Here is a 9,653-nt window from a genome sequence, read left to right as displayed (position 1 = left end):
CAATGTCATTAAGATAAGGCGCGGAAACCATAATCAAGCACAAGAGCAGGTTATCAAAAAGATAGCCCGCTCTTTTTTTTGTTTCAAAAGAAAATCAAGACTTAACAGGTAGATGGATATGTGTGGCGAAGCCCCTTGAAAAAACGAGGAGGTTACGCCAATGAATGAGTACGCGAATTCGCTAAAAGAAACGCTGACATCCCTCATACGAGAAATGGCAGCCGCACCAGCACCTTATGTCAAAAACCCTGAAAAAGATTTTACCCGAAAGAAAAAGCTATCCTTTGAAACGGTGATGCAACTCCTGATCTCCATGGGGGGCAACAGCATATATAAGGAACTCCTGGAATCCCAAGGTTATAACGTAAACACCGCAACCACTTCCGCTTTTGTCCAACAGAGGAATAAAATCCTGCCGTCTGCTGTGGAATTCTTGTTTCACGCATTTACGCAATCGTATACGGATATCAAGGACTACCGAGGGTATCGATTACTTGCCGTTGACGGTTCGGATTTACATATCGCAACTGACTCTGCGGACACGGACACCTATTTTCAAAGTCAACCGAACACGAAAGGCTATAGCCTTCTGCATTTGAACGCTGCCTATGACTTGTGCAACAGACTGTACGTGGATGCCATTGTTCAACCACGAAGGTTGTGCAACGAGGGAAGGGCGCTGGCTGCTATGGTTGACCGTTCTCCCATCAAGGGCAAAACCATTGTTATTGCCGATAGAGGTTATGAAAGTTACAACAATTTCGCGCACCTTGAACGCAAAGGGTGGAACTATGTCATACGGGTAAAGGATTTGGATTCCAATGGTATTCTTTCGGGCTTGCGTTTGCCCTCTAGCGGAGAGTTTGATAGGGACGTTCATCTGACACTCACCAAAAAACAAACCAAAGAGGTCAAGGCTAATCCCGAGATGTACAAGTTCGTTCCTTCCACGTCTACATTTGATTTTTTGGATTTGCATGAGAACTTGTTTTACCCGATTACCTTTCGGGTTGTTCGTTTCGTCCTGCCTCATGGCGCTTATGAGACCGTCATTACGAATCTTTCTGCCGCTGATTTCCCACCCGATGAAATCAAGTCTATGTATAACAGGCGATGGGGCATTGAAACCTCTTTCAGGGCATTAAAGTACACTGTCGGTCTGACGAATTTTCACGCAAAGAGACGAGAGTCCATCACCCAAGAGATTTTCGCAAGAATGATCATGTACAATTTCGCTGAAATGATGACCTCACACGTCGTCATTTCCCAAATGGATAAACGGCACTCATACCAAGTCAACTTCACGGTTGCCGTTCACGTTTCTAGACATTTCCTGCGCTCACGGCACGATGAACCCCCGCCCGATGTTGAAGCACTGATCCGCAAAAACATTTTGCCGATTCGCCCCGTTCGCCCAGGGCAGCAGAATACGCGCAAAATACGCTACAAATCAGTTGTTAGCTTCGTCTATAGAGTAGCATAATTCGTTTCATATGAACATTTTTTAAGCGGATCTTCCGTCCGCTTTGTTTGCTGTACGCTTTTTCCTTGCTTGCACCAAAAACAAACGGCACAGGGCTTTTTCCCATGCCGTTTCGGATTCCATTTTTATTTCCGCTCTTGTCTTTGAGCTTAACTTAATGACATTGCCTCAGGGGGCCCTCGTTTTTGTTTTAACATGATTGCTATAAAATATAACAATCCTTATGCCATGAGGTGACAGCAGCTATGCTACGATAAATCTTAACCCGAAGAAAAAGAATGGAGTGGAACATATGATCAAAAAGAAAAAAAGGCCGCCAATATTTTTTAAAACTATAACCGCAGTTGCTCTTTTACTAGGTTCTCTAACCTTAAATGGAGCATCTGTCTCTGCGCAAGTAGCGAAAAATTCTCCCATCGATATCGGACAAGGCGCAAAGGTATACAATAACTTATCTACAAGGTTTGGCAATGAAAAAATAAAAACCTCTCTTTCTGTTTCCTTTATTGACGATCCTCATAGTAATAAACAAATTGCAGTCATTACTACAGAAGGAAGCAACATTGATGCGGACAGAAAAATCTCTTTTCCTGAACAGGATTCGTATCCAGGGTATTATAGAGCGACAATGCATTGGGCATCTTCTTATCGGATAGCCATGGAATTAAACGGAAGCGGGGATTTTTTCAAGGTAGCTCCTACGAATACCATCGATAAAAAAACGGTATCATCTACCATTGGATATACCATTGGCGGTACAATAGGCAGCATCCCCAATAGCAGTAACAATTGGTCAACCTCCGTTTCTTATGAACAAGCAGATTACAAAACGATTTTAATAACCGATACCAATAAAAAGGTGGAATGGACAGTTCCTTTTGTTTCCGCGATGAACCAAGGATGGGGACCGTATAATAGGGATTCATTTACGGTTACTTATGGCAATGAGCTTTTTAGTAAATCTCGTAACGGCCAAGTCTGGGCAAAAGATAATTTTCTTTCCAGCGATCAGATGCCTGCTTTAGCGGCTTACAGCTTTTCTCCTGCCGTTGTCGCCGTTGTCATTGCCGATAAAACGGATTCCTTATCCGAATTAACTGTACATTTAGGTAGAACGCAAGATAGTTATAAGCTGCAATGGCATAGTGAACTATTTGGTCTTGGTTATTGGGCAGGAAGCAATGAAAAAGACAACTCCCATTCAACCTTTACTACAACATATATACTTGATTGGAAAAATCATAAATTGGTAGAGAAAAACTAATGAGGATGGTCACCATTAATCAAATAGGATGTACATGCGGCGGCGAGCGTCCCCTGAACTGTGCAGGGGGCGCTCGTTTTTGCTTATCCCCCGCTAGTAACATGATTGCTGCAGAATATAACAATCCTCCTTATGCCATGAGGAAAGAAAAGCCATGCTACGATAACCTTAACCCGAAAGAAAGGAGGCTCAGGAAGCGAAAGCATCAGCATACTTAATCGGAGGGGATACACAATGGGAAAACATGTTCTGAAAAACGGTCTTGCAATCGGGCTTTCTGCCCTCATTATTGGAAGCGCTTCCGTTCCGCCCCAGGCTTATGCCGAGGCCTCGATTGCCCAAGAAAAAAGCATCGGGATTGTAGATGTGAATGAAGTACTTAAAAAGGTAGGCACTTATTATTACAAAAATCATTTGGCAAATACGGTTGCCAACCCGGAAAGCAATGGTTTTAGATACACGCGGAGCCGGGGATCTCGGCAATAAATTCATCCTCCCGTCAATTTTGGAGGGCGCCGGCAAAATCAACCTGGAGTACAACACAGGCAGTACCGAAACCCATATCACAAGCGAATCCTGCACGTTGGAAGTCCCGCCGCAGCCCGTGAAGGTTCCCCCGCATAAAACATATAAAACGGCAGTGGAGTTCAGTCAAAGGACGTACCGCGGAGATGTCGTATTTACAGGCCGGACGGAAAGCACGATGGCAAATCGCAGCATCATCAAAGCGACCGGAATATAAACGGGCTGGATGGGAATGCAAACATCGAAGCAATTCACCTACGACAATTTTCTGGGGAGACATTATGCCGGCCTGACAGCCGCCCAGCAGCAAGAAATCAAAAATGCCGGCGTTCAGATTACAACAAGCGGTTGCGGAGCGGCGGCGCCGAGCTAATCGTAACAACCTATGATGTGACCGATGAGAAGAATGCCCGGCTTGTCAATTAACGTACGGTTCCTCTTACCCTTAATTGATCATTTCCGGACGGCGCTGCAAGGCTCTCCCTTAGGCAGTGCTCAAGGAGGCGCAACAGTAAATAGAGAAAGGCACCGGCGGAATTATGGATGATCCAGTGAAATCCTGCGCTAGTGCAGGAATTTACGCCCTTTGAGGCGATATTTTATTAAACTACTGCAAAAGTACATTATTTCTTGCGTCTTTTGGTTTCTGTCTCTTTTACTTCCTGAAATTCATGCGTTTTTGCAGGAATACCTGTAACGAAGCGAACGTCATAAGAGAAAACTGCATTTTCGCAGTTTTTCGGCAAGTCGAGCATTGAGAATAAAAGGGGGGGTCTCACTGTAGCGAAAAACTACGTTCGGGACAGCCCCATTATTATGAAACTGTCTAGATCCCTCTCATCGCCTGCGCATGATAATCGACATATCGCGAAATATATTCCGGGAAGGTCAGGATTTCGCTGCCCAAGGTGTACACCCGGTCTCCCGGCCGCACGAAGCTCAGCCCCAGATGCTTGATCACGCTCGGGTATATCGGGTGAATCAGATCGAGGAAGTCCGTGTCGTGAACGACATGCGCAATCTCCTGGCCTGAAATATGGAGCCGCTCCAAAATGTTCATCGCCAAATACCGTATAATCTGATACCGCGGATGGCATATCGTGGCGAATAAGTGAGCCTGCCGGTAGTTCTGTTCGATGAAATCGGCCAGAGGGATATCGATCCCTTCTTCCCGGCTTCGCAGATTGAGCATGAAATCATGATGATATTGCTGCAGGAACGGGGCGGAGTATAAATTCTCGTCCGACAAGACAGCGATAATCATCTCTTTGCTTAATCCCGCTTGCAGCAAGCGGATGACATTCTGATCCGCATAGGCGAACCGCGGCTCCTTATTATCCGGGATGAATTGAGGATAATAGGACATGAAAAAAGCATTGCCGATGCTGATGCGGATACAGCGGTCCGGCAGTCTGGTCAATATATAATCGGTGGACAGATAAGACCCGAAGGCATCGCTTGTTCTCATATAGATGAACAGATCGCATTGGCTCAACAGGTGATCGCCGATGCCGGTGGCCTGATTGCATACCTGAATCATCGGCACCTCTACCAATTCGTAGAATTGGCGGAAGGTCGCCGACGACGCCAAATATTTGCGAATCGGAATGCCATGGCAGTTGGCGAACACAATGCATTTCTTCATCGCGCACCTCTCCTCTAGCCCATATGCGGGCGTTCGTCTTAGCCCCTTCTTACGGTTTTTTACATATAATGCACATCCAACGCCTTCTGCCAGGGACATTCTGTCCTTTCCGCCGCCCCAGACGCCATAATAGGCCCCCTCGCGGCGATGCCGATAAGGCATTGCACGGTCAAACGCCTATTTCCCGCATTCTCCCGCATCTTCCCGCTCTCCTCCCGCTGCTGCTTAGCCCAATGGTTGCCTCCATATAATCGCATCAATCTTTGGCAAAAGCGCGAATAGTCTCTGCAAAAAAGGATATACATGCAATGAATCCCATATCGGCACACGGAAAGGTGGTTGTTCATGAGAAGCAAGCTCCTCCACTCCCTGTTGAGCGCCAGCACGGCGCTGGCGATGCTGTTCTCCGTCGTCTGGACACTGCCGTTCACGGCAGGGGCGGCCCCGGCGGAATCATCCGACATGGCGGAGACCGCCGCGGCATCGGATGTCTACGTCGATTGGAACGACGTGAAGCAGGAGATCGACGGATTCGGGGTGTCCCAGGCCGGCTGGTCGGACGCCATCTATGACTTGCGGGAGCCGGTGCGCAGCGAAGTGATGGATCTTCTGTTCGATCAAGTTACCGGTATCGGCGTATCGATTTTCCGGGGCGCGGTCTTCCCCGCCTTCAACCCGGCCCCCGGCCAGTATGACTTCCAGGCCCGTCCCGATCAGGTATGGGTGATGCAGCAGGCGCAGGCGAGAGGCGTACATAAGCTCATCGCCAGCACCTGGAGCCCGCCGGCCTGGATGAAGACGAACAACTCCACGACCAACGGCGGATATCTCAAACAAGAGAACTATGGCGACTTCGCGGTTCTGCTCTCCAAGTTCATCCAGGAATATGAGCGGCAGTTCGGGCTTGATCTGTACGGCGTCTCCATCGCCAACGAGCCGAACTCGATGACCTTCCTGCCTTGGGACTCGGCCGAATGGAATTCAACGCAGATCCAAGTGTTTTTGAAGGATTATTTGAAGCAGGAAATGATCAACCACGGCGTGCAGGACACGAAGGTGATCGTCGGCGAGCCTTCCTGGTGGTCGGAGGATCTCATGAAGGATGCCCTGAACGATCCGACTTCCGCCGAACGGATCGACATCATTGCGGGCCATAACTACCCCGTTCCGGTCATCGGCGTCGAGCTGCCGACCGCGCCGTTCACCACCGCCCAAGCGAAGGGGAAGCGGGTCTGGATGACCGAGGTATCCAAGGTCGACTCCTACGATCCGGGCATGGCCTCCGGATTGAAGTTCGCCCGCCAGATTCATGACTTCATGACCAAGGCCCAGGTCAATGCATGGATGTACTGGACCGGAGCCATTCCGGGGAGCAATGACGAAGGGCTGATCAACGTATACAAGGATACGAATACGTATCAATTGACGAAGCGCTACTATACGTTCGGCAATTACAGCAAATATATCAAACCGGGGTACGTGCGCATCGGCGCAACCGAGAATCCGAAGGCGGGCGTATATGTATCCGCATACAAGGATCCGGCCGCAGGCAGCTTCACGATCGTCGCGGTGAACGACAGCGATGCGACGGCCGAGCTGAACGTCGTGCCGAAGGGATTCACGGCGGGCCAACTGACGCCCTATGTGACGAACGACAGCTTAAGCCTCGCCCCGGGGCATTCCGTCCCCCTCATTAACGGCAAGTTCCAGGCGATCGTCGCGCCGAAGAGCGTCGTCACCTTTGTCGGGCAGAACGGTTCGGCCCCCGATCCGGAAGAGGAGGTCTTGACCGACGACCTGGATGACTGGTCCAACACCTTCTCCCATACGGACGGCTTGACGCTTGACTCCTCCAACCCCTCCTATTTTGACGGAGACCGGTCACGGGTAAAGCGGACCAGCGGGACGACCGAGAGCTTCGTCTATGAGCTGCCGAACATCACCTACTTCATCGCCAGCCTCTATCAATTCAGCGTATGGGACGGCATCGCGTTCTACACCTCGACCGACAACGCGAACTGGACGCCTGTCGTCCATGTCAGCACCCCGGGAATATACAAGGGAAGCCAATGGTACAAAAAGGTATACACCCCGCAAACCAAGCTTCCCGCCGGCGCCAAATATTTGAAGGTCGAGCTGTCCGGCAGCGACTCCTGGGAGAAGCAAGTCTCGGAGATGGTCATTCATTACGCTCCATAGCGGGGCAGGGTTACAGTTTCTCGCGTAAACAAAGAAGCAGATCTCCGGGCGTTACCGCCCAGGGAGACCTGCTTCTTCTGCCGTTCTTGCATGCAAGGAAAGCGTAATGATTTCATCCAACAGCCGGCTGTAAGAAAGGCCCGCCGCTTTGGCGCTTTTCGGGAGCAAGCTGTTCTTGGTCAGTCCCGGAAGCGTGTTTACTTCCAATACATACGGAATCCCATTGGCAAGCATCATGTCGATGCGGGCATACACGCTGCACTTCATGGCCTTATAGATTCGGAGTGCCGCCTCGCGAACCGCCGTGCCGTACGGCTCCGGCAATTCGATGACCTCCTCCTCCGCCCCGCCGTCGCAATATTTGGACGAATAGTCGAAGAAATGAGCCTTGGCCTTAATCGATACGGTCGGCAGCAGCGTTCCATTCAGCACCGGGCACGTAATCTCGTCCCCGGCGACATATTGCTCCAGCAGCACCTCCCGGTCCCACGCCAGCGCGTCCGCGACGGCTTGACGCAGACGGTCCGGGCCGTCCGCAATCTGTACGCCGATGCTGGAGCCGCCCGTATTCGGCTTCACGACGACAGGATAGCCGAGCTGCCGGCCGACTGCCGCCGTGTCGAGCTCATCGAGCGAAGCAATCAGCATCCAGTCCGGGGTCGCCAATCCCTCGAAGCGGATGATTTTCTTCGTCAGCTCTTTATCCATGCACAGGCTGCTGGATAAGACGCCCGAGCCTGTATAGGGGATGCCTAGCGTCTCCAGCGTGCCCTGCACCGTTCCGTCCTCGCCGTATTTCCCATGCAGCGCCAACAGGGCGATATCGATCCCTTTGACCTTGTCGATCAGCTCCTCCGTAGAATTGAGTTCGATGGGGACCGCTTCATATTTGTGATCCAGATTCGCCATCATTTCCTTCCCCGTCATAAGCGACACTTGGCGTTCAGAGGAGACGCCTCCCATAATCACGCCGACTTTTATCGCCTTCATCTCGTTACCTCCCTCATGAGCTGCCTGACCGTCCTGCCTATCGTCGCGATGCCTGCCTCCAATTCCCCTTCCGAGACGCGCGAGAAGCCGAGCCGGAACGTATTGGCGCCGGAGCCGTCGGTATGGAAAATATCGCCCGGCGTAAAGACAACGCCTTGCCGCACGCACGCGCCGAGCACATCGCGCGCGGCCAATGATTCGTGCAGTTCAATGAATAAGTGCAGTCCTCCGTCGCCGCTCAGCCTGGCGAACGGAATATGCTCCCGGCACCATTTCACGGCCAGTTCATATTTGCGCTTGTAAGCGTTTCGGGCCCGCTTGATATACTTTTCGAAATTTCCGTTATGCAAGTATTGATATAAAATCGCCTGATCCAGCGTAGACGTATGAATGCTCCGCGCCCGCTTCATGCTCTCCAAATAATCGACGAGCTCCCGATCCGCCAGCACCCAGCCTACGCGAATCCCCGGGAACAGCACCTTCGAATAGCTGCCGATGTAGACTACGTTGTTCCCGCTGCCGCCGCAGGCAATCATCGGGGCGACGTGCGAGCCGGAATAGCGCAGCTCCTCGTTGAAGCCATCCTCGATCACCGGGATATGGTAATCGCCGAACAGGCGCAAGGCCTCCATCCGCTTCTCCGGGGACATGACGATGCCGGTCGGATTATGATAGGACGGAATGAGATAAGCCAGGTCGAAGGACTGTCGGGCCAATTCCCGCTCCAGATCCTCCAGTTGGAGTCCGTCCTCCTGCATGGCGATTCCGGTGATCTCCAGGCCGTGCATCTTGAACAGCTTGATCGCCGTATGATGGGTCGGATTCTCGCACAGCACGCGCCCGTGCGGCTTGCGGAGGGCCGAGAGGACTAGATCGAGCCCTTCGGTAAAGCCGTTCGTCACCAGCAAATCTTTGCCGGATAGATCCACGCCCTTCGTCTCCATGTACCGCAGCAGGCAGTCGATTAACGGCTTGTAGCCTTTCGCATAGCCGTAGTTCAGCAAAATCTCGCCTTCGAGCGACATCCGATCGAGAAAGGCCCGCTTCACATTGTCCAGATCGAACAGCTTCTCGTCCGGGGCAATGCTCGTGAACGAAATCATCCCCTCCTCCCAGCGAACGCCATGCTTCATCAGATCGAGCTCCTCGGCCGTGCGCGCGCATGCCCCGACCCTATCCTTCCAATCCAGCCGCGCGCCGTCCACGGCCGGCACGACCTCTTGCGCCACATAGCTGCCTTTGCCCGCCACGGAATGAATCAGTCCTTCGTCCTCCAGCTCCCGGTACGCCGTCATGACCGTGTTGCGGCTCAATTGCCATAAAGAGGCGAACTCGCGGGTCGAAGGGAGCTTCTGATCGGCGCGCAAAATTCCTTTATATATCAACTCTTTGATATAGTCCTTCACTTGAACGGAAGCGGGACGTCCATCTACGAGCTTGAAATCGTTGAACATTCACTCATCCCCTTAGGACTATATTGGCATATTTCCGCGGAGAAACAAAGAACCGCGCTCTGCCTTTTTCCGGCAAAACGCGGTTCCTTCCCT

General features: G+C 51.4%; 9 protein-coding genes. 6 read left to right on the top strand and 3 right to left on the bottom strand.

From position 1 onward, the window contains the following. Positions 1-160 precede the first annotated feature (160 nt). The 5 genes from ABD76_RS13415 to ABD76_RS29540 all read left to right on the top strand — a co-directional run bounded on the left by ABD76_RS13415 (position 161) and on the right by ABD76_RS29540 (position 3,645). Positions 161-1,483, top strand: a complete 1,323-nt coding sequence (locus ABD76_RS13415) for an IS4 family transposase (RefSeq protein WP_197257525.1) — start codon at positions 161-163, stop codon at positions 1,481-1,483. Between the two features lie 292 nt (positions 1,484-1,775). Further along, the gene (locus ABD76_RS13410; RefSeq protein ID WP_197257591.1) at positions 1,776-2,747 is read left to right on the top strand and encodes a beta-channel forming cytolysin; all 972 of its coding nucleotides are present in this window, start codon (positions 1,776-1,778) and stop codon (positions 2,745-2,747) included. A 234-nt stretch (positions 2,748-2,981) separates the two neighbouring features. Continuing rightward, positions 2,982-3,233 carry a hypothetical protein gene (locus tag ABD76_RS29550; RefSeq protein WP_242069563.1) on the top strand — a complete coding sequence of 84 codons (252 nt, stop codon included), beginning with the start codon at positions 2,982-2,984 and terminating at the stop codon, positions 3,231-3,233. Continuing rightward, positions 3,193-3,489, top strand: a complete 297-nt coding sequence (locus ABD76_RS29545) for an ETX/MTX2 family pore-forming toxin (protein WP_242069562.1) — start codon at positions 3,193-3,195, stop codon at positions 3,487-3,489. Before ABD76_RS29550 ends, ABD76_RS29545 begins: the two co-directional genes overlap by 41 nt. A gap of 15 nt (positions 3,490-3,504) precedes the next feature. Continuing rightward, positions 3,505-3,645 carry a hypothetical protein gene (locus ABD76_RS29540; protein WP_242069561.1) on the top strand — a complete coding sequence of 47 codons (141 nt, stop codon included), beginning with the start codon at positions 3,505-3,507 and terminating at the stop codon, positions 3,643-3,645. A 453-nt stretch (positions 3,646-4,098) separates the two neighbouring features. Here ABD76_RS29540 and ABD76_RS13400 read toward each other — a convergent pair whose 3' ends face one another. Continuing rightward, complete coding sequence (locus tag ABD76_RS13400; RefSeq protein ID WP_197257589.1) at positions 4,099-4,917, bottom strand: WcbI family polysaccharide biosynthesis putative acetyltransferase; 819 nt, start codon at positions 4,915-4,917, stop codon at positions 4,099-4,101. Positions 4,918-5,262: 345 nt separating this feature from the next. Here ABD76_RS13400 and ABD76_RS13395 point away from each other — a divergent pair, with 345 nt between their 5' ends. Then, a complete protein-coding gene (locus ABD76_RS13395) occupies positions 5,263-7,116 on the top strand; it encodes a glycoside hydrolase family 30 protein (protein WP_197257587.1) in 1,854 nt (617 codons plus the stop codon). A 51-nt stretch (positions 7,117-7,167) separates the two neighbouring features. Here the strand turns inward: ABD76_RS13395 and ABD76_RS13390 are convergent, their stop codons facing one another. Then, entirely contained in the window at positions 7,168-8,106 is a 939-nt protein-coding gene (locus ABD76_RS13390) for a D-alanine--D-alanine ligase (RefSeq protein ID WP_206765648.1), read from the bottom strand. Further along, positions 8,103-9,560, bottom strand: a complete 1,458-nt coding sequence (locus ABD76_RS13385; protein WP_197257585.1) for an aminotransferase-like domain-containing protein — start codon at positions 9,558-9,560, stop codon at positions 8,103-8,105. The genes ABD76_RS13390 and ABD76_RS13385 overlap by 4 nt, the downstream gene beginning before the upstream one ends. Positions 9,561-9,653: the final 93 nt, after the last annotated feature.

Source organism: Paenibacillus dendritiformis (assembly GCF_015845845.1).
GTDB lineage: Bacteria > Bacillota > Bacilli > Paenibacillales > Paenibacillaceae > Paenibacillus_B > Paenibacillus_B dendritiformis_C.
This window is presented reverse-complemented; position numbering and strand designations above follow the sequence as displayed.

Bases quoted from the DNA above. Each gene is read 5' to 3' on its own strand.
- ABD76_RS13415 (WP_197257525.1), top strand. From the start codon at position 161: ATGAATGAGTACGCGAATTCGCTAAAAGAAACGCTGACATCCCTCATA.
- ABD76_RS13410 (WP_197257591.1), top strand. From the start codon at position 1,776: ATGATCAAAAAGAAAAAAAGGCCGCCAATATTTTTTAAAACTATAACC.
- ABD76_RS29550 (WP_242069563.1), top strand. From the start codon at position 2,982: ATGGGAAAACATGTTCTGAAAAACGGTCTTGCAATCGGGCTTTCTGCC.
- ABD76_RS29545 (WP_242069562.1), top strand. From the start codon at position 3,193: ATGGTTTTAGATACACGCGGAGCCGGGGATCTCGGCAATAAATTCATC.
- ABD76_RS29540 (WP_242069561.1), top strand. From the start codon at position 3,505: ATGCAAACATCGAAGCAATTCACCTACGACAATTTTCTGGGGAGACAT.
- ABD76_RS13400 (WP_197257589.1), bottom strand. From the start codon at position 4,917: ATGAAGAAATGCATTGTGTTCGCCAACTGCCATGGCATTCCGATTCGC.
- ABD76_RS13395 (WP_197257587.1), top strand. From the start codon at position 5,263: ATGAGAAGCAAGCTCCTCCACTCCCTGTTGAGCGCCAGCACGGCGCTG.
- ABD76_RS13390 (WP_206765648.1), bottom strand. From the start codon at position 8,106: ATGAAGGCGATAAAAGTCGGCGTGATTATGGGAGGCGTCTCCTCTGAA.
- ABD76_RS13385 (WP_197257585.1), bottom strand. From the start codon at position 9,560: ATGTTCAACGATTTCAAGCTCGTAGATGGACGTCCCGCTTCCGTTCAA.